This is a genomic window from Streptomyces sp. NPDC032472, from assembly GCF_040636955.1.
In the GTDB taxonomy this organism is placed as follows: domain Bacteria; phylum Actinomycetota; class Actinomycetes; order Streptomycetales; family Streptomycetaceae; genus Streptomyces.
The window spans coordinates 124,683-142,874 of the sequence record NZ_JBEZVK010000020.1 but is presented as its reverse complement, the minus strand read 5'-3'; the positions used below and the strand labels follow the sequence as shown (position 1 = coordinate 142,874).

The window sequence follows — 18,192 nt, the reverse complement described above, 5'->3', positions numbered from 1 at the left end:
TCCGATCTGGGCACCGGGCTCTGCCCGGACCCGCGCCTCAATCGCCGGCGAGGCTGGATGTGTCGGACCCCGGCTTCGAAGGCGGGGCGGGGCTGGATGTGTCGGACGCCGGCTTCGACGGCGGGGCGAGGCTGGATGTGTCGGACGCCGGCTTCGACGGCGGGGCGAGGCTGGATGTGCCGGACCCCGGCTTCGAAGGCGGGGCGGGGGTGGAGTTGCCGGCCCGGCTTCGAAGGCCGGCGGGGCTGATTGCCGGCCCCGGCTGCGTTGGGCGGGAGGGGGCCGCGGGGTCGGGGCCTCGAACATCGGGGCGGATGGTCGTAGCATCCCCGCATGCCCAACGGTGAGCAGGGACAGCAGCAGACAGACGGACCCACCCCCGCCGGAGGGCAGTGGTATCCGCCGGAGTGGCCCGACCGGATCCGCGCCCTCGCGGACGGCACCCTCGTGCCCGTGGAGCCCAGGCGGGCGGCAACCGTCATGCTGCTCCGCGACACCCCCGCAGGCCCGGCCGTGCACATGCTGCGCCGCCGCACCTCCATGGCCTTCGCCGGCGGCGCGTACGCCTATCCCGGCGGCGGCGTCGACCCCCGCGACGAGGACCACCTCGTCGGCTGGGCCGGCCCCGGCCAGGAGGAGTGGGCGGCCCGCCTCGGCACGGACCCCCGTACCGCCCAGGCCATCGTCTGCGGAGCCGTCCGCGAGACCTTCGAGGAGGCCGGCGTCCTCCTCGCCGGCGAGACCCCCGGCACCGTCGTCGGCGACACCACCGGCGACGACTGGGAGGCCGACCGCCAGGCCCTCGTCGCCCGCGAGCTGTCGTTCGCCGCGTTCCTCGACCGCCGCAACCTGCGCCTGCGCTCGGACTTGCTCGGCGCGTGGGCCCGCTGGATCACCCCGGAGTTCGAGCCGCGCCGCTACGACACCTGGTTCTTCGTCGCCGCCCTCCCGGAGGGCCAGCGCACCCGCAACGCCTCCACCGAGGCCGACCGGACCGTCTGGATCCGCCCGGCCGACGCCGCCGACGGCTACGACAAGGGCGAGCTGCTGATGATGCCGCCCACCATCTCCACCCTGCGCTCGCTGGAGCCGTACGCGACCGCCGCCGCGGCCCTCGCCGCCGCCCCCGGCCAGGACCTCGCCCCCGTCCTCGCGCAGGCCGCGCTGGAGAACGGCGAGGTGGTGCTCAGCTGGCCCGGGCACGACGAGTTCACCAAGCGCGTCAGCTTCGGAGGTACGGCATGACCGACGCCGCAGCCCTGCCCGGCCAGCCCCGCGGGGTGGTCGCCTCCGGTCCGGCGACGGCTCGGGCCGTCAACATCCTGGCCCCGAACCCCTCGGCCATGACCCTCGACGGCACCAACACCTGGCTGCTCTCGGAGCCCGACTCCGAGCTCGCCGTCGTCATCGACCCCGGCCCGCTGGACGAGGCGCACCTGCGCGCGGTCGTCGACACCGCCGAGCGGGCGGGCAAGCGGATCGCGCTGACCCTCCTCACGCACGGCCACCCCGACCACGCCGCGGGCGCCGGCCGCTTCGCCGAGCTCACCGGAACCAAGGTCCGGGCCCTGGACCCGGCCCTGCGCCTGGGCGACGAGGGGCTGGCCGCGGGGAACGTCATCCGCACCGGCGGCCTGGAGCTGCACGTGGTGCCCACCCCCGGGCACACCGCCGATTCGCTCAGCTTCCACCTGCCCGCCGACCGCGCCGTGCTCACCGGCGACACGATCCTCGGCCGCGGCACCACGGTCGTCGCCCACCCCGACGGCCGCCTCGGCGACTACCTGGACTCCCTGCGCCGGCTGCGCTCGCTGACGGTCGACGACGGCGTGCACACGGTGCTGCCCGGCCACGGTCCCGTCCTGGACGACGCCCAGGGCGCGGTGGAGTTCTACCTCGCCCACCGCGCGCACCGGCTCGCGCAGGTCGAGACCGCGGTGGAGAACGGATTCACCACGCCCGAGGCGGTGGTCGCCCAGGTCTACGCCGACGTGGACCGGTCCCTGTGGCCCGCGGCGGAATGGTCCGTGCGGGCGCAGCTGGAGTACCTTCAAGATCACGGACTGATCCCGGGGGGACCTGAATGACCTACGCACTGCTGCTCGGACTGCTCATCACCGGCTCGCTCGCCGCGTCCGCGTCCCTGCGGATGCGGGCCCTGGAGCGCCGGGCCGAGCGCGCGGAGCGCCGCCTCGGCCTGCTCCTGGACCACCTGGGCGTCGACGAGCCGGAGCCCGCAGGTCTGGACGAGGTACGGGCCCTGCTGCGCGACGGCCGCACGATCGAGGCGATCAAGGCCTACCGGGGCCTGACGGGCGCCGGCCTGGCCGAGGCCAAGCAGGCGGTCGACGCCCTGGCGCAGGGCGAGCGCACCCGCGCCTAGGCTCGAGCGCACCCGCGCCCAGGCTCCTAGGACGCGGCCGCCGCGCCGGGACGGGGCGACTTCGTGCCGAGCCGGGCGGTGTACTCCTGCGCGAGCCACGGCCCGAGGGCCTCGAGGCAGTCCTGCAGCACGGCAGGATCGGCGGTGGGCTCCAGCGCCACCGCGGCCGCGGCCCGCATCTGCGCGGCCCGCTCCGGGTAGTACCGCCCGAAGATCTCCGCGGACTCGGCGAGGTCGCTGGTCCAGCCGCCCCACCGCGGCATGACCAGCGTGAAGCCGGTGCGCACCAGGTGCCGGCAGACGCTGCGGCTCAGCCGGAGCAGGTCCTCGGGGGTCGCGGCGTCGGCCAGGCGCCGGCGGAACCGGGGCAGCAGGGCGGCCAGGTCGCCGTTGGCCTCGCGGGCCAGCTGCGCGTCCGGGCGGTAGCGCGGCAGGTGCTCGGCCAGGTCGTCGCCGAGTAGCGGGGTGCACAGGCAGGCCAGGAACCAGCCCAGGTCGTAACGTTCCTGCTCGCTCAGCAGCCGGTCCTTGCCGTACAGCAGCACGCCGACGCCGTCGATCTGCGCGAACTCCTCGTCCAGCGTGCGCCCCAGCACCTCGGCGGTGTCCCGGTCCTCGCCGTCCGGCTCGTGGTGGAGGGCCAGCAGCAGGTCGAGGTCGGAGCGTCCCGGGCGGGCCGTGCCGCGCGGTACGGACCCGTACAGGTAGGCGCTGTGCAGCCGGGCCCCGTACGCCTCGGCGATCCGGGTGCGCGCGGCGGCGACCACCGGGGCGAACGGCTCCTGCACCCGGCCGAGGGAGCCCTCCCGCTCGAAGTACCCGTCTGCGTCAAGTCCCGCTCCTGGCTTCCCCATGGGCCTACTGTGCCCTGCGGGGCCCGTGGGGCGGCGTGCGGGGGGCCGTAGCAGCACGAAGGGGCCCCGCCCGGGCTACGGGCGGGGCCCCTGTCGTACGGGTGCGTACGCGGGCTCGTGCGGCCCCTGCGCGGACGTACCGCCGTGCAGGCCGCGGGCGGGTCAGCGCGAGCGCTTGGCCAGCCGCTCCACGTCCAGCAGGATCACGGCGCGGGCCTCCAGGCGGAGCCAGCCGCGGCCCGCGAAGTCGGCCAGGGCCTTGTTCACGGTCTCGCGCGAGGCGCCGACGAGCTGGGCCAGCTCCTCCTGCGTCAGGTCGTGCACGACGTGGATGCCCTCCTCGGACTGCACGCCGAAGCGGCGCGACAGGTCCAAGAGCGCGCGGGCCACGCGGCCCGGGACGTCGGAGAAGACCAGGTCGGACATCTGGTCGTTGGTCTTGCGCAGGCGGCGGGCCACCGCGCGCAGCAGCGCGGTCGCGACCTCGGGCCGGGCGTTCAGCCAGGGCTGGAGGTCGCCGTGGCCCAGGCCCAGGAGCTTGACCTCGGTCAGGGCGGTGGCGGTGGCGGTGCGCGGGCCCGGGTCGAACAGCGAGAGCTCGCCGATCAGCTCGCCGGGGCCGAGGACGGCCAGCATGTTCTCGCGGCCGTCGGGGGAGGTCCGGTGGAGCTTGACCTTGCCCTCGGTCACGACGTACAGCCGGTCACCGGGGTCGCCCTCGTGGAACAGGGCGTCACCGCGTGCGAGAGTCACCTCGCTCATGGAGGCGCGGAGCTCCGCGGCCTGCTCGTCATCGAGCGCCGCGAAGAGCGGGGCGCGCCGCAGAACGTCGTCCACGAGTCTCTCTCCTATGTCGACCGGCTCAGGGGACCGTGTTCCCCATTTTGCCGGACGGCTCAAACAGTGCGATCAATCACAAGGATGCCGGACGGACGGGCATGCTGTGCGGCGAGAGGCCAATCGGGGTGGTGTTACCTGAGGTCCGGGCGGGTGTCGGCGCCCGGCCTTAGGCTGGCCGGGTGTCCAATAAGCCGGTGAGAGCACAGGCCATGGGGTCCGCGGGAGTGACGGCCGCGGCCGATTCAGCTGTGGGCGAACAAGCCCCCAAGAGGGCGCCCGGGCCCCGGAAGAAGGCACCCGAGCCGCCCGAGAAGGCCGCCCCGAAGCAGCCGGGCAAAGCTTCGGCCAAGAAACCGGAATCCCGCCTCGCGATGGTGCGCAGGGCCCGCCGCATCAACCGGGAGCTGGCCGAGGTCTACCCGTACGCCCATCCGGAACTGGACTTCCGGAACCCCTTCGAGCTGCTGGTCGCGACCGTCCTGTCGGCCCAGACGACCGACCTGCGCGTCAACCAGACGACCCCCGCGCTGTTCGCCGCGTACCCCACGCCCGAGGACATGGCGGCGGCGGTGCCCGAGGAACTGGAGGAGCTCATCCGGCCGACCGGGTTCTTCCGGGCGAAGGCCAAGTCCCTCCTCGGCCTCTCGCAGGCCCTGCGGGACGACTTCGGCGGGGAGGTCCCCGGGCGGCTGGAGGACCTGGTGAAGCTGCCGGGCGTCGGCCGCAAGACGGCCAACGTGGTCCTGGGCAACGCTTTCGGCGTCCCCGGCATCACCGTGGACACCCACTTCGGCCGGCTGGTGCGCCGCTGGAAGTGGACCGAGCAGGTGGACCCGGAGAAGGTCGAGGCGGAGATCTGCGCGATCTTCCCCAAGAGCGAGTGGACGATGCTCTCGCACCGCGTCGTCTTCCACGGCCGCCGGATCTGTCACGCCCTCAAGCCCGCCTGCGGAGCCTGCCCGATCGCCCCGCTGTGCCCGGCGTACGGGGAGGGCGAGACGGACCCGGAGAAGGCGAAGAAGCTCCTGAAGTACGAGAAGGGCGGCAAGCCCGGCCAGCGGCTGAGCCCGCCGCCGGACTACCCGGGCCTGCCGGCCCAGCCGCTGGGCGGCGACCCGGCGGCGTCCTGAGCAGGGCGCGCGGGCCGGCCGCCTGCAACGGCGGCCCGCGCAGGAACGAATCCGGCCCGGGGCGGCGTTGTCCCGGTGTCGGGACGGACTGGGCCGGAAACGGCAGGGAGCAGGGGTGCCTATGACGCGCGGAGCGCGGGACGACAGCAGCGTGGCCGAGGCGGCGGCGCCACCGGTCGGGAGCGGGCGGGACGCCGCCGGCGCGGGCGGCCACGACGGGTACGACCTCCGGCTGAACACCCGGGGCCTGCCCGAGTGGCTCGACCCGGTCGTCGAGGCGGTGCGGACGGTCCGACCGACCCAGCTCAGCCGGTTCCTGCCGCCCGAGGACGGCCGCGGCCGCCAGTCCGCCGTCCTGATCCTCTTCGGCGAGGGCCCCAAGGGCCCCGAACTGCTGCTCATGGAGCGCGCCGGCAGCCTGCGCTCCCACCCCGGCCAGCCCTCGTTCCCCGGCGGCGCCCTCGACCCCGAGGACGGCGACCCCCACACCACCGGCCCGCTGCACGCCGCACTGCGCGAGGCCGAGGAGGAGACCGGGCTCGACCCGGCCGGCGTCCAGCTCTTCGGCGTGCTGCCCCGCCTGTACATCCCGGTCAGCGAGTTCGTCGTCACCCCGGTGCTGGGCTGGTGGCGCGACCCCAGCCCGGTCGGCGCCGTGGACCCGGCCGAAACCGCCCGCGTCTTCACGGTGCCCGTGGCGGATCTCACGGATCCCGCCCACCGCGCCATGGCCGTCCACCCGAGCGGCCACCTCGGCCCGTCCTTCACCGTCAACAACGCTCTGGTCTGGGGTTTTACCGCCGGAGTGATCGACCGCCTGCTGCACTTCGCGGGGTGGGAGCGCCCCTGGGACCGATCGAGGCAGGTCCCGCTCGACTGGCGCGCATGAGACGGTGACCCACGTGAACGTGCTGGACATCCTGCTGCTGGTCGCTGCCGTGTGGTTTGCGATCGTCGGCTACCGCCAGGGGTTCGTCGTCGGCATCCTGTCGGTGATCGGCTTCCTCGGCGGTGGCCTCATTGCCGTGTCCCTGCTCCCGCTGATCTGGGACCGGGTGACCTCCGAGGGAACCCAGGTGTCCACCACGGTCGTGGTGTTCGCCGTCGTCGTGATCATCGTGTGCGCCTCGATCGGACAGGCCCTCACCACCCATCTCGGCAACCGGGTCCGCCGCCACATCACGTGGTCGCCCGCGCGCGCCCTCGACGCGACCGGCGGCGCCCTGGTCAACGTGACCGCGATGCTGCTGGTGGCCTGGCTGATCGGCTCGGCGCTCGCCGGGACCTCGCTGCCCACCCTGGGCAAGGAGGTCCGCAACTCCAAGGTGCTGCTCGGGGTGTCGCGGGTGCTGCCCGCCCAGGCCAACACCTGGTTCTCGGACTTCACCTCCACCCTTGCGCGCAGCGGCTTCCCGCAGGTCTTCAGCCCGTTCTCCAACGAGCCCATCACCGAGGTGAAGGCGCCCGATCCGGCCCTGGCCAAGAGCCCCGTCGCCGAGGCCGCCAAGCGCTCGATCGTGAAGGTCGTCGGCACCGCGCCCAGTTGCAGCAAGGTGCTGGAGGGCACCGGCTTCGTCTTCGCGCCCGGCAAGGTCATGACCAACGCCCATGTCGTCGGAGGCGTCTCCGAGCCGACGGTGCAGATCGGCGGCGAGGGCAAGCTGTACGACGGCAAGGTCGTGCTCTACGACTGGGAGCGCGACATCGCCGTCCTGGACGTGCCCAAGCTGAAGGCGCCGACCCTGGAGTTCACCGACAAGGACGCAGCGAGCAGCAGCGACGCGATCGTCGCCGGGTTCCCGGAGAACGGCGCGTACGACGTCCGCTCGGCCCGCGTCCGCGGCCGGATCAACGCCAACGGCCCGGACATCTACCACCGCGGCACCGTCCGCCGCGACGTCTACTCGCTGTACGCGACCGTCCGCCAGGGCAACTCCGGCGGCCCGCTGCTGACGCCCGACGGCCGGGTGTACGGGGTCGTGTTCGCGAAGTCCCTCGACGACCCGAACACCGGCTACGCGCTGACGGCGGACGAGGTCCGCGACGACATCCGGATCGGGAAGGTCAGCGACCGCCGGGTCGACAGCCAGGGCTGCGCCCTCTGAGCCGCCGGTCTAGGTCCGGGGATGGCGCAGTCGCGCCGACACCCAGCGGGCCCGGCGGCGCAGGATGCGCGGAATCCCGAGCCGGGGGTCGTGGCCCTCGCGGCCCGTTGTCCCGTGTGCGCCCGGCGTCGCTGCCGGGCGGCGGTCGCGTGCGGTGTCACCGTGGTCGTGCGTCCAGCCCATACAACGAGCTGTGCCCGGGCCCCAAGGTCGGTAACCCCGTCCGGCGCGGCCAATTGGCCTATGCGCCGGGCAATTGAACGTTCGTAGGACCATCGCACGGACGGTCCGTCAGGTCGCCGCCCCGGTCGCGCCCCGATGGCAATCCGATCGCCGATCGGATCACGACCCGATCGCCGACCGGATCGTCAGCGGTCCGGTTCCGGGTCCTTGAGCCAGTTCACGAGCTCGGTGGAGAAGGCCGCCGGGTCCTCTTCGTGCGGGAAGTGCCCGAGCCCGTCGAACAGCCGCCACCGGTACGGCGCTTCGACGTACTCGCCGGATCCGGCGGCACTGCGCGTACGCATCACGGGGTCGAGCGAGCCGTGCAGGTGCAGGGTCGGCACCCGGACCGGCATCTTCATCCGGCGGTTGAACTGCAGCCCGTCGGGCCGGGCCATGGACCGCATCATCCAGCGGTACGGCTCGATCGAGCAGTGCGCGGTGGACGGGATGCACATCGCCCGCCGGTAGACGGCGAGGTCCTCCTCCGCCCCGTCCTCCTCGACCCGCGGCCCGGACCAGTCCCGGATCAGCTCCCCGACGAGCGCCCCGCCGTCGGCGACGAGCCGGCGCTCGGGGATGAACGGCCGCTGGAAGCCCCAGATGTGCGAACTGGCCCGGGTCTGGCCGAAGTCGGACAGCATGGCCGAGCGCCAGCGCCGCGGGTGCGGCATCGACGACACGACGAGCCGGCGCACCAGCTTGGGCCGCATCACGGCCGCCGTCCAGGCGAGGTACCCGCCCAGGTCGTGCCCCACGAGGGCGGCGTCCGGCTCGCCGAGGGAGCGGATGACCCCCGTGATGTCGAGCGCCAGGTTGGCGGGGTCGTAGCCGCGCGGGGTGCGGTCGCTGCCGCCCACCCCGCGCAGGTCCATCGCGACCGCGCGGTAGCCGGCGTCGGCGAGTGCGGTCAGCTGGTGCCGCCAGGTCCACCAGAACTGCGGGAAGCCGTGCAGCAGCAGCACCAGCGGGCCGTCGCCGAGCTCGGCTACGTGGAACCGGGCCCCGTTGGCGGCGACGTCCCGGTGCGTCCAGGGTCCGTCGAGGCGCACCGCCGTCGCGGCGGTGGGCGGAGGGCTGGAGTCCGGTGCGGTCGCTGTCATGAGGACGAGCGTGCCACACCCACGGCCTGGTCACTCACCGGCCGCGGATGCGGCTTGACGGTTCCGACGACCGCCGCGGTCTGCTTGACCGAGGCGATGGTCCTCTCCGGCGGCTTGACCTTCTTGAACTTGGACACGGCGAAGAGCGAGAGCACGCCCGCGAGCAGCAGGAACGCCACGCCCACGATCAGGAACGACCAGGCCAGGCCGAGCCCGAGGTTGTGGATCCCGTACGCGGCGGCGAAGCTCAGCACCGGCAGGGAGAAGAGCGCGAACACCCCTCCGATGGACAGGGTGATGCCGCCGATGCCGGCGCGCTTGACGTCCTGGCGGATCTCCGCCTTGGCGAGGGCGATCTCGTCGTGCACCAGGGCGGACATCTCGGCGGTGGCCGAGGCGACCAGCTGGCCGAGTGTGCGCTCGGCTCCCTGCGCCCCTTGGTCCCCTGCGCTCATCGCTTGCTCCCTCTGTCGTCTGCCGGCTGCTGCTGTCGGGCGCTGCGGCCTCCGGCTGTCCTGCGCCGGTCGCTGCGCCAGTTCAGATCATGCCGGACGGTCGCCGCCCGTGCTGGACCCGGCCGTCTCTTCGGCCGTGGCGGCGGCCGCTGCGCGGGCCTTGCGGCGGTGCTCGGCGGCCTTCTCCTCGTGGATCCTGGCCATTCGCAGGTGGTACGCGGGGTTCTGCTCCTCGTAGATGTCCGGGATGCCGTCGTGGTCCTCGTCGCGCTCCTCGGCCTCGGTGAGGGCGCGGTACCTGCGGTCGCGGAGCTTGAGCAGGACACAGGCGAGGACGGCGGCGATCAGCGAGCCGATCAGGACGGCGGCCTTGACCTCGTCGGTGAGGGTCTCGTCGCCGGCGAAGGCCAGTTCGCCGATCAGCAGCGACACGGTGAAGCCGATCCCGGCAAGCGAGGCGACGGCGAGGACGTCGGGCCAGGCGAGGTCCTCGCTGAGCGACGCCCTCGTGAAGCGGGCGGCTCCCCAGGTGCCCCCGAAGATGCCCACCGCCTTGCCGACGACCAGGCCGAGGACCACGCCGAGGGTCTCGGGCCGGGTGAAGACCTGGGCGATGGCCCCGTCTGACAGCGAGACCCCGGCGGAGAACAGGGCGAACAGCGGCACGGCGAGCCCGGCCGACAGCGGCCGGACCAGGTGCTCGATGTGCTCGCCGGGGGACTGCTGCTCGTCGCCGGTACGGGTGCAGCGGAGCATCAGGCCCATGGCGACGCCGGCGATGGTGGCGTGGACGCCGCTGTTGTACATGAGGCCCCAGATGACCAGGGCGAGCGGGACGTACACGTACCAGCCGCGGACGCCCTTGCGGAGCAGGAACCAGAAGAGGACCAGGCCGGCCACGGCGCCGCCGAGGGCGAGGAAGTCGATCGAGCGGGTGAAGAAGACCGCGATGATCAGGATGGCGAAGAGGTCGTCGACCACCGCGAGGGTCAGCAGGAAGGCGCGCAGGGCGGACGGCAGCCAGGTGCCGATCACGGCGAGGACGGCGAGGGCGAAGGCGATGTCGGTGGCGGTCGGGACGGCCCAGCCGGCCATCGAGCCGTTGCCGGCGGTGTTGACGAGGGCGTAGACCCCGGCCGGGACGGCCATGCCGCAGACGGCGGCGATGACCGGGAGGGCGGCGGCCCTGGGGTCGCGCAGGTCGCCCGCCACCAGCTCGCGCTTGAGCTCGATGCCGGCGACGAAGAAGAAGATCGCGAGCAGGCCGTCGGCGGCCCAGTGCTGGAGCGACAGGTCCAGGCCGAGGGACTCCGGGCCGATGTGGATGTCGCGGACGGTCTTGTAGCTCTCCGCCAGACCGGGGATGTTCGCCCAGACCAGGGCGGCGACGGCGGCCACGAGCAGCAGGACCCCGCCGACCGTCTCGGTGCGCAGGGCTTCGGCGACGAAGCGCCGCTCGGGCAGGGAGAGCCTGCCGAGGAGCTTGCGGCTGGTGCTGGGCGCGGCCACGGGGGAACCTCCGGTTGGTCGACGGCATGGCGAAGCTCGTGCCGACCAGACTTCCCGGCGCACCCTGTGGACTGTGAACTGCGGACTGTGGATTTTTTTGCGGATTCAAGATTTTACAGGGCGGACGCAAGGAACTTATCCGGTGATCATCACTGTATGCGCGAAAGGGGCATCCGGCGCGATGTGCACCGAATGCCCCTGGTCGGCGGGCATTCTGCCCGTCAGCGGGCCGCGGGTCTGCGGCCGCCTCGGGTCAGTCCTCGCTGGACGCCGTCGGCAGCTTGCTCTGGATCAGCTCCATGACGGAGGAGTCCGCGAGCGTGGTGACGTCGCCGACCGCGCGGTTCTCGGCGACGTCGCGCAGCAGACGGCGCATGATCTTGCCCGAGCGGGTCTTGGGCAGCTCCTGGACCGGAAGGATCCGCTTCGGCTTGGCGATCGGGCCGAGCGTGGCCCCCACGTGGTCGCGCAGGTCGCCGACCAGGCCGGCCGTCTCGGCGGCGCTGCCGCGCAGGATGACGAAGGCCACGATGGCCTGGCCGGTGGTCTCGTCGGCCGCGCCCACGACGGCCGCCTCGGCGACGGAGGGGTGGGAGACGAGCGCCGACTCGACCTCGGTGGTGGAGATGTTGTGGCCGGAGACCAGCATCACGTCGTCCACCCGGCCCAGCAGCCAGATGTCGCCGTCCTCGTCCTTCTTGGCGCCGTCGCCCGCGAAGTAGCGGCCCTCGAAGCGGGACCAGTACGTGTCCACGAAGCGCTGGTCGTCGCCCCAGATCGTGCGCAGCATCGACGGCCACGGCTGGGTGAGCACCAGGTAGCCGCCACCGCCGTTGGGGACCTCGTTGCCCTCGTCGTCCACGACCGTGGCGCCGATGCCCGGCAGCGCGCGCTGCGCCGAGCCCGGCTTGGTCTCGGTGACGCCAGGCAGGGGGGAGATCATCATTGCGCCGGTCTCGGTCTGCCACCAGGTGTCCACGATCGGGCAGCGGTCACCGCCGATGTGCTTGCGGTACCAGATCCACGCCTCGGGGTTGATCGGCTCGCCGACCGAGCCGAGCACGCGCAGGCTCGACAGGTCGAACTTCGCGGGGATGTCGTCGCCCCACTTCATGAAGGTGCGGATCGCGGTCGGCGCGGTGTACAGGATGGTGACCCCGTACTTCTGCACGACCTCCCAGAACCGGCCCTGGTGGGGGGTGTCCGGCGTGCCCTCGTACATCACCTGCGTGGCGCCGTTCGCGAGGGGCCCGTAGACGATGTAGGAGTGCCCGGTCACCCAGCCGATGTCGGCGGTGCACCAGTAGACGTCGGTCTCCGGCTTGAGGTCGAAGACGGCGTGGTGGGTGTACGCGGTCTGCGTGAGGTAGCCGCCGGAGGTGTGCAGGATGCCCTTGGGCTTCCCCGTGGTCCCCGAGGTGTAGAGGATGAACAGCGGCTGCTCGGCGTCGAAGGCCTGCGGGGTGTGCTCGGCGGACTGGCGGCCGACCACGTCGTGCCACCACAGGTCGCGGCCCTCGGTGAAGGCGGTGTCCTGGCCGGTGCGGCGTACGACGAGCACGTGCTCGACCTGCGGGCACTTGGCGACGGCCTCGTCGATGGCGGGCTTGAGGGCGGAAGGCTTGCCGCGGCGGTAGCCGCCGTCGGCGGTGATGACCAGCTTGGCGTCGGCGTCCTGGATGCGGGAGGCCACGGCGTCGGCGGAGAAGCCGCCGAAGACCACCGAGTGCGCGGCGCCGATCCGGGCGCACGCCAGCATCACGACGACGGCCTCGGGGATCATCGGCAGGTAGACGGCGACCCGGTCGCCGGCCTCGACGCCGAGCTCGGTCAGGGCGTTCGCGGCGCGGGAGACCTCGTCCTTGAGCTCGGCGTAGGTGATCGCGCGGCTGTCGCCGGGCTCGCCCTCGAAGTGGATCGCGACCCGGTCGCCGTTGCCGGCCTCGACGTGCCGGTCCACGCAGTTGTAGGCGACGTTCAGCCTGCCGTCGGCGAACCACTTGGCGAAGGGCGGGTTGGTCCAGTCGAGCGTCTCGGTCGGCTGGACCTCCCAGGTCAGGCGGCGGGCCTGGTCGGCCCAGAAGCCCAGCCGGTCCGCCTCGGCCTGTGCGTACGCAGCCGACGTCACGTTGGCGGCGGCGGCCAGATCGGCGGGCGGTGCGAACCGCCGCTCCTCCTTGAGCAGATTGGCCAGGCTCTCGTTGCTCACGACATCTCCCTTTCCCAGGGTGTCCGTTGTGTCCCCGGGCATAGCTCATCAGTCGGACGCCCCAGGTGACAAGGGGTAGCCCGAAATTGGTGTAGACCTATTTCCGCAGGGGCTCGTGCGCACGAGTGGCCCCTCCCCGCTGCAGGTGCGGGAAGGGGCCAAACGATGGCACGGATACCGGAGGGTATCGGTTCGAGGCGCGCCGGGCTCAGGCGCGTTGGCCGACACTGTCAAAAACTCGACAGTCGAAAAAATCCTCGCCCTCGGACAGCAGGTAGGCCTGGGCCTCGCCCACGTGGAAGTACATCCCGTGCAGCTCCAGCGTGCCGTCGGCGAGCCGCCGGGCCACCGATTCGTGGGCCCTGAGGTGCTCCAGCTGCTGCACCACGTTGGTCAGGCACAGCTGCTCCACGGCGTCCGCGGGGAGCCGGCCCGCGATCCGGGCCCAGGCGTGGTGGCGGCTGGCCATCCGCTGCAGGCTCGGCACGCCGTGCCGCAGCCACCGGGTCAGCGGCGTGGCCGGCTCCCCGGGGGCGGCGTTGAGCAGGGCCTGCATGGCGCCGCAGCCGGAGTGCCCGCAGACCGTGATGCTGTCCACCCTGAGGACGTCCACCGCGTACTCGATGGCCGCCGCGACGGAGTCGTCCGCGCTCTCCGCGCCCGGCAGGGGGACCAGGTTTCCGACGTTGCGGACGGTGAACAGGTCGCCCGGGCCGCTGGCGGTGATCATGCTGGTCACCAGGCGGGAGTCCGCGCAGGTCAGGAAGAGCTGCGAGGGCCGCTGGCCCTCGCGGGCGAGGCGGGCCAGCTCGTCGCGGACGTGCGGGGCGGTGTCCCGCTGGAAGGCGGTGATCCCGCTGGCCAGGCGGCTGGCGCCGCGGCTGCGCGGGGCGGGCGTCGAGTGCGGGACGGGTGGGGCGGGCGTGGTGGATGTGGGGGGCGTGGTGGGGGCCGCGGGGGTTGCGGGTGCGGCGCTGTCGGCGGCGGGCTCGGGGGCGGTCGGGGCGGGCACCGTGCGACCGCTCTCGGCCTGGTGGTCGCAGTGGTTCTTCCACGGGGTCCAGGGGCGGCAGCAGTGGTGCCCGTCGCGCTGGGCGGCGCGGACGCGCGCCCCGTGCCCGCTGGGGCCGGTGTGCCCATCGTGGCTGCTGTGCCCGCCGGGGCTGCTGTGCCCACCGGGGCTGCTGTGACCGGCGTGTCCGCCCTGTCGCCGCCCGTGCCCGTCGTCGCCGCCGGGCCGTCCGGTCTCCGCCGCGCTGTCGTCCCGCTCCGCCGAGCGGCCGGTCACCTCCAGCGAACCGCCGTGCGCCAGATGGGAGTCCTGCCAGTCCTGGAGCGTCTCGTACGCCGCATGGTCCATGAAGGAGCCGTCCAGCTCGAGCACCACATGGCCCGTGTGGGGGATCTGGTTCAGCGTCCGGCTCAGCCGAGGCACCGCAAGGAAGGTCAACTGCCCGCGCACCCACACGTGGTGGACCCCCTCCAGCACCTCCACCGTGATCCGGGTGCGGGCCAGCCGGTGCAGGGCCAGCACCACGGCGACCGCGATGCCGATCGCGACCCCCTCCAGGACCCCGCCGAGCACGACCGCCGCGATGGTGGTCGCGTAGACCACGGCCTCGCGGTGCCGGGTGACGCTGCGCAGGTGCGTGATGCTGACCATCTGCACGCCGACCGCCATCACCAGCGCGGCCAGCGCGGCCAGCGGGATCAGGTCGAGGACCGGGACCAGGAGCCCGGCCGCGAGCACGATCCACAGCCCGTGCAACATGGCCGAATTGCGACTGGTCGCGCCGGACTTCACGTTGGCCACGCTCCGTACGGCCACACCGGTGATCGGCAGCCCGCCGAGGGCCCCGGAGACGATGTTCGCCGCCCCCTGCCCGCGCAGCTCACGGTCGAGGTCGGCCCGCCGCGGCCGGTTGCCCGTACGCCGCTCGGAGGCGATCAGCTTGTCGGTGGCCACCGCGGACAGCAGGGATTCCACGCTGCCGACCAAGGTGATGGTCAGTACGGCGGCGAGGAGGCCGAGCACCGGGCCCTCGGGCAGCTGGGGCAGGGCGTGGCTGCGCCAGGACGGCAGGTCCACCCGGGGCAGGGTCAGCCCGGCCAGCGACGCGAAGGCCGTGGCGGTCGCGACGGCGGCCAGCGCGGCCGGCACCGTACGCAGGGCGCGGCCCGCCCGCCCGGGCAGCCGCGGCCAGCCGAGCAGGACGGCGAGGGTCAGGGCGCTGACGCCGAGGGCGGCCGGATGGATGTCCGCCAACTGCGCCGGGAGACCACGGACGTTGGCGACGGCCGAGCTCTGCGGCGTGCCGCCGAGGACGATGTGCAGCTGGGCCAGGGCGATGGACACGCCGATGCCCCCGAGCATGCCGTGCACGATCGCGGGGCTCACCATCAGCGCGGACCGGGCGGTGCGCAGTGCGGCGAGCCCGAGCTGGCAGACGCCGGCCAGCACGGTGATGGCGCAGGTGGTGCGCCAGCCGTGGCGCTGGATCAACTCGGCGGTGACGACGGTGAGTCCTGCGGCCGGTCCGCTGACCTGGAGGGGCGCACCCCCCAGGCGCCCGGCCACCAGCCCGCCGGCGGCCGCGGCGACCAGCCCGGCCTGGAGCGGGGCGCCGGTGGCCAGGGCGATGCCGAGGGAGAGCGGCAGGGCGATCAGGAACACGGTCAGGGAAGCGGAGAGGTCCGCCGCGAGTCCGGGGCGGGACCGGGCGGTGGCGGACTCTTCGGCGGGGCGCTGGGGAGAGGTGGCTGTCACGGGTCCCGTCTCCTCTGGGAGGGATGAAGCGGCGGGATGAAGCGGCGAGTCTCAACACTCAGTAAATGAAAGGTAATGGAGAGTAAAGGGCGGCGATAGGTAATACGGGCAAATGGCTCACGGATTCCCACCGGTGGGTGATTAAGCATTTTGTACGGCAAGTCATGCCATCTCTGGGGCGTCCGGCGTGGGAGGTTGCGGCGCGGAAGCGAACTCCCACGGGGAACCGCGGGCAACTGCGAGAAGAGGTGGACGGATGATCGCCGCCACGAAGAAGACGGCCGGCGGCCTGGTCGCCATGGCGCTGGTGCTGGGCGCCGCCGGCTGCAGCGCCTCCGAGTCCCCCGGGGCGGCCCGGGGTCCGGGCGGCCCCAAGGGCGCCGCCGCCCCCGAGGCGCCCAGCAGCGTGAAGCGGCTCATCGGAGACGGCTCGACCTCGTACACGGGCCCGCAGCCGAACGTGCACAAGCCGCAGAAGCTGGGGGTCGGCGAGAAGCCGCCGCAGTTCGTGGTCTTCTCCTGGGACGGAGCCGGCGAGGACGGCCAGAAGCTCTTCTCCCACTTCCGCGAGGTGGGCCGGAAGTACGACGCCCGCATGACGTTCTTCCTCAGCGGCCTGTACGTCCTTCCCGAGGAGAAACGTTCCCTCTACACCGCCCCGCAGCACGAGTCCGGCCGCTCCGACATCGGCTTCGGTGACCTCCAGGGCATCAAGGACACCGTCACCCAGCTGCGCGCGGCCTGGCTGGAGGGCAACGAGATCGGCACCCACTTCAACGGCCACTTCTGCGGCCCGGACGGCGGCGTCGGCACCTGGTCCGTCGAGGAGTGGAAGAGCGAGATCGAGCAGGCCAAGTCCTTCGTGAAGAACTGGAAGACCAATGCGGGCCTGAAGGACATGGAGGCGCTCCCCTTCGACTACGACAAGGAGCTGATCGGCGCCCGCACCCCTTGCCTCGAAGGCCAGAAGAACTTCATGCTCGCCGCCCGGAACATGGGCTTCCGATACGACTCCAGCGGCATCGGCAAGCAGATCTGGCCGAAGAAGACCGACGGCCTGTGGGACATCCCGCTCCAGCTGGTGCCCATGCCCGGGCGTGCCTTCGACACGCTGAGCATGGACTACAACTACATGGTCAACCAGTCCGGCACGACCACCCAGGGCGACGCCTCGCAGCACGCGTACTGGGGCGCCCAGATGCGCGACGGCCTGCTCCAGGCCTTCGCGCGGGCCTACGGCGGCAACCGCGCGCCGCTGATCATCGGCAACCACTTCGAGTCCTGGAACGGCGGCACCTACATGCGCGCCGTCGAAGACGTCATCAAGAACGTCTGCACCCGGCCGGAGGTGCGCTGCGTGTCCTTCCGCGAGCTGGTCGACTGGCTCGACGCCCAGGACGCCGGGACCCTGGAGCGGCTGCGCACCCTCGACGTCGGCGAGGCGCCCAAGGAGGGCTGGGCGAAGCTCCTGACGGCGGGGCCGCCGGCCAAGCCGGCCGCCCCCGCCGGGGTCAAGCCGGCTGCGGAGCAGGCCGAAGGGAGGCAGAGCGGGGAGTAGTGCCGGCGGCGGCGCCCGCCTCCGTACCCGTGCCCGTGCCCGTGCCGGTGTCCTCCCGCAGGACGAAGCCGGGGTCGACCTGGGCCGCCAGGTCGATCCCGGTCTTGGCGTTGCCCCAGCTCTCCGCGTTCCGCAGGTGGAAGTGCACCATCTGCGCGGTGTACCGCTCCCAGTCGCGCAGCGCGTACGAGCCGTCGGCCGCCACGCGCAGGGTCTCGAGTGCGGCCCTGTTGTCCGCCTCCAGCAGCTCGAATGCGGGCGGCCGGCCCTTCTCCATCGCCCGGACCCAGTCGGAGTGCCCGACCGTGACCAACAGGTCCTCGCCCACCTCGTCGCGCAGGAACGCGAGGTCGTCCGCGCCCTGCACCTTGTTGCCGACCACCTTCAGCGCGACCCCGAAGTCCCGTGCGTACTCCTTGTACTGGCGGTAGACGGAGACGCCTTTGCGGGTCGGCTCGGCGACCAGGAACGTCACGTCGAAGCGGGTGAACATGCCCGAGGCGAAGGAGTCCGAGCCGGCGGTCATGTCGACGACGACGTACTCGCCCGAGCCGTCCACCAAGTGGTTCAGGCACAGCTCCACGGCCCCGACCTTGGAGTGGTAGCAGGCCACCCCGAGGTCGGACTCGGTGAACGGGCCGGTGGCCATCAGCCGCACGGCCCGCCCGTCGAGCGCGACGCCGCGCGCGCAGGCGCCGTACACCGGGTTGTCCTCGGTGACCCGCAGCAGGCGTGAGCCGGTGCCGGGCGGCGTCGTCTTGATCATCGAATCGGCGGACGGGATACGCGGGTTGGACCCGCGCAGGTACTCCTTGATCAGCGGCAGGTGAGCGCCGAGCGCGGGCAGTGCGGCCGCCTGCTCGTCGTCAAGCCCGAGCGCGGCCCCCAGGTGCTGGTTGATGTCGGCGTCCACCGCGATGACCGGGGCCCCATGGGCGGCGAGGTGGCGGATGAAGAGGGAGGACAGCGTGGTCTTGCCGCTGCCACCCTTTCCCACGAAAGCGATCTTCATGTTCACGAAGGGTAGCCGCTTGGTCGCTTTGTGTGGCGAGAGTGA

Annotated in this window: 15 protein-coding genes; 7 read left to right on the top strand and 8 right to left on the bottom strand. The window is 72.6% G+C overall.

Going from position 1 to position 18,192, the window contains the following annotated elements; translation table 11 throughout:
• Positions 1–333 precede the first annotated feature (333 nt).
• The 3 genes from AB0F11_RS16445 to AB0F11_RS16435 are packed head-to-tail and all read left to right on the top strand — an operon-like array spanning position 334 to position 2,383.
• On the top strand, positions 334–1,245 hold the full coding sequence (locus AB0F11_RS16445; protein WP_362173352.1) for an NUDIX hydrolase: 912 nt from the start codon (positions 334–336) through the stop codon (positions 1,243–1,245).
• Positions 1,242–2,087 carry an MBL fold metallo-hydrolase gene (locus tag AB0F11_RS16440; protein WP_362173349.1) on the top strand — a complete coding sequence of 282 codons (846 nt, stop codon included), beginning with the start codon at positions 1,242–1,244 and terminating at the stop codon, positions 2,085–2,087. Before AB0F11_RS16445 ends, AB0F11_RS16440 begins: the two co-directional genes overlap by 4 nt.
• Positions 2,084–2,383 (top strand): hypothetical protein, encoded by a 300-nt coding sequence (locus AB0F11_RS16435; RefSeq protein ID WP_362173346.1) that lies wholly within the window; start codon positions 2,084–2,086, stop codon positions 2,381–2,383. Before AB0F11_RS16440 ends, AB0F11_RS16435 begins: the two co-directional genes overlap by 4 nt.
• Positions 2,384–2,409: 26 nt before the next feature.
• On the opposite strand, the gene AB0F11_RS16430 is transcribed toward AB0F11_RS16435, so the two are convergent.
• Both AB0F11_RS16430 and AB0F11_RS16425 read right to left on the bottom strand, forming a co-directional pair.
• Positions 2,410–3,237: a nucleotidyltransferase domain-containing protein gene (locus AB0F11_RS16430; RefSeq protein ID WP_362173343.1), complete on the bottom strand. Its 828-nt coding sequence runs from the start codon at positions 3,235–3,237 to the stop codon at positions 2,410–2,412.
• A gap of 162 nt (positions 3,238–3,399) precedes the next feature.
• On the bottom strand, positions 3,400–4,074 hold the full coding sequence (locus tag AB0F11_RS16425) for a Crp/Fnr family transcriptional regulator (RefSeq protein ID WP_014046869.1): 675 nt from the start codon (positions 4,072–4,074) through the stop codon (positions 3,400–3,402).
• Positions 4,075–4,286: 212 nt separating this feature from the next.
• Between AB0F11_RS16425 and nth the strand changes: the two genes are divergently transcribed.
• The 3 genes from nth (at position 4,287) to AB0F11_RS16410 (ending at position 7,312) form a co-directional block, all read left to right on the top strand.
• A complete protein-coding gene (gene nth / locus AB0F11_RS16420; RefSeq protein ID WP_362173380.1) occupies positions 4,287–5,207 on the top strand; it encodes an endonuclease III in 921 nt (306 codons plus the stop codon).
• Between the two features lie 121 nt (positions 5,208–5,328).
• Entirely contained in the window at positions 5,329–6,096 is a 768-nt protein-coding gene (locus AB0F11_RS16415; protein ID WP_362173340.1) for a CoA pyrophosphatase, read from the top strand.
• Positions 6,097–6,109: 13 nt separating this feature from the next.
• Positions 6,110–7,312: a MarP family serine protease gene (locus AB0F11_RS16410; protein ID WP_362173337.1), complete on the top strand. Its 1,203-nt coding sequence runs from the start codon at positions 6,110–6,112 to the stop codon at positions 7,310–7,312.
• Between the two features lie 368 nt (positions 7,313–7,680).
• On the opposite strand, the gene AB0F11_RS16405 is transcribed toward AB0F11_RS16410, so the two are convergent.
• The 5 genes from AB0F11_RS16405 to AB0F11_RS16385 all read right to left on the bottom strand — a co-directional run bounded on the left by AB0F11_RS16405 (position 7,681) and on the right by AB0F11_RS16385 (position 15,577).
• Positions 7,681–8,637 (bottom strand): alpha/beta hydrolase, encoded by a 957-nt coding sequence (locus AB0F11_RS16405; protein ID WP_362173334.1) that lies wholly within the window; start codon positions 8,635–8,637, stop codon positions 7,681–7,683.
• Positions 8,634–9,092, bottom strand: coding sequence for a phage holin family protein (locus AB0F11_RS16400; RefSeq protein ID WP_362173331.1), 459 nt, complete (start codon positions 9,090–9,092; stop codon positions 8,634–8,636). Before AB0F11_RS16400 ends, AB0F11_RS16405 begins: the two co-directional genes overlap by 4 nt.
• An 87-nt stretch (positions 9,093–9,179) precedes the next feature.
• Positions 9,180–10,601: a Na+/H+ antiporter NhaA gene (gene nhaA / locus AB0F11_RS16395; RefSeq protein ID WP_362173328.1), complete on the bottom strand. Its 1,422-nt coding sequence runs from the start codon at positions 10,599–10,601 to the stop codon at positions 9,180–9,182.
• A gap of 253 nt (positions 10,602–10,854) precedes the next feature.
• Positions 10,855–12,852 (bottom strand): acetate--CoA ligase, encoded by a 1,998-nt coding sequence (acs, locus tag AB0F11_RS16390; RefSeq protein ID WP_362173325.1) that lies wholly within the window; start codon positions 12,850–12,852, stop codon positions 10,855–10,857.
• 166 nt (positions 12,853–13,018) lie between these two features.
• Complete coding sequence (locus tag AB0F11_RS16385) at positions 13,019–15,577, bottom strand: SulP family inorganic anion transporter (protein ID WP_362173322.1); 2,559 nt, start codon at positions 15,575–15,577, stop codon at positions 13,019–13,021.
• Positions 15,578–15,833: 256 nt separating this feature from the next.
• On the opposite strand from AB0F11_RS16385, the gene AB0F11_RS16380 reads away from it, so the two are divergent.
• Complete coding sequence (locus AB0F11_RS16380; RefSeq protein WP_362173319.1) at positions 15,834–17,135, top strand: hypothetical protein; 1,302 nt, start codon at positions 15,834–15,836, stop codon at positions 17,133–17,135.
• Here the strand turns inward: AB0F11_RS16380 and AB0F11_RS16375 are convergent.
• Entirely contained in the window at positions 17,089–18,147 is a 1,059-nt protein-coding gene (locus tag AB0F11_RS16375) for an ATP-binding protein (protein WP_362173316.1), read from the bottom strand. The genes AB0F11_RS16380 and AB0F11_RS16375 overlap by 47 nt on opposite strands.
• Between the last annotated feature and the right edge of the window lie 45 nt (positions 18,148–18,192).

Coding starts and splice junctions, on each gene's coding strand:
- AB0F11_RS16415 (WP_362173340.1), top strand. CDS start 5,329: ATGACGCGCGGAGCGCGGGACGACAGCAGCGTGGCCGAGGCGGCGGCG.
- AB0F11_RS16445 (WP_362173352.1), top strand. CDS start 334: ATGCCCAACGGTGAGCAGGGACAGCAGCAGACAGACGGACCCACCCCC.
- AB0F11_RS16380 (WP_362173319.1), top strand. CDS start 15,834: ATGATCGCCGCCACGAAGAAGACGGCCGGCGGCCTGGTCGCCATGGCG.
- AB0F11_RS16400 (WP_362173331.1), bottom strand. CDS start 9,092: ATGAGCGCAGGGGACCAAGGGGCGCAGGGAGCCGAGCGCACACTCGGC.
- AB0F11_RS16440 (WP_362173349.1), top strand. CDS start 1,242: ATGACCGACGCCGCAGCCCTGCCCGGCCAGCCCCGCGGGGTGGTCGCC.
- AB0F11_RS16430 (WP_362173343.1), bottom strand. CDS start 3,237: ATGGGGAAGCCAGGAGCGGGACTTGACGCAGACGGGTACTTCGAGCGG.
- AB0F11_RS16375 (WP_362173316.1), bottom strand. CDS start 18,147: ATGAAGATCGCTTTCGTGGGAAAGGGTGGCAGCGGCAAGACCACGCTG.
- nth (WP_362173380.1), top strand. CDS start 4,287: ATGGGGTCCGCGGGAGTGACGGCCGCGGCCGATTCAGCTGTGGGCGAA.
- acs (WP_362173325.1), bottom strand. CDS start 12,852: ATGCCCGGGGACACAACGGACACCCTGGGAAAGGGAGATGTCGTGAGC.
- AB0F11_RS16435 (WP_362173346.1), top strand. CDS start 2,084: ATGACCTACGCACTGCTGCTCGGACTGCTCATCACCGGCTCGCTCGCC.
- AB0F11_RS16405 (WP_362173334.1), bottom strand. CDS start 8,637: ATGACAGCGACCGCACCGGACTCCAGCCCTCCGCCCACCGCCGCGACG.